1 protein-coding gene is annotated in these 634 nt (G+C 47.8%); it reads right to left on the minus strand.

Features of this window, described 5'->3' with window-relative positions:
* A partial coding sequence (locus tag A3738_RS04735) for a GspE/PulE family protein (RefSeq protein ID WP_197473595.1) occupies nt 1-634 on the minus strand: 634 nt, incomplete at both ends.

Below are 634 nucleotides of genomic sequence, written 5' to 3' on the forward strand. Positions count from 1 at the left end.
GCGACTGAGACTTGCGGGGGTTACGCGCAACACTTCGTCGATGGTCGTTTGGCCCGAGGCAACTTTGTGGGCGCCACTCAAACGTAAAGACTGCATACCTTCTTTTATCGCAATTTTGCGCAAATCCATGATATTGGTTTGGTCATGAATATTGGCTTTCATTTGTTCGCTAAGCGGCATCACTTCGTATACACCTGCACGACCACGATAACCGGTGTTTCTACACTCCAAACACCCGACCGGTTTACAGGCTTTCTCAGGTTGTTTGGTTTTCCATGGGCTGGTTAGTTCTGCCCAGTCATTGGCATCAATTACGGTTTCTGTCTTACAGCTTGTGCACAGTGTACGTACCAAACGCTGTGCCATGACACCAAGCAAGGTTGCGCGAATCAAATAGGGCGCGACACCTAGTTCCAAAAGACGGCTGATAGAGCTTGGAGCATCATTGGTATGCAAGGTGGATAAAACCAAGTGGCCAGTTAATGCGGCTTGAATCGCCATTTCAGCGGTTTCTAAATCGCGAATTTCACCAACCATGATGATGTCTGGGTCTTGTCTCATCAATGCTTTCAAACCATCTGCAAACCCCAGATCGATATTGTGCTGCACTTGCATTTGATTAAATGCGGGCTCA

Source organism: Oleiphilus sp. HI0066, from assembly GCF_001635725.1.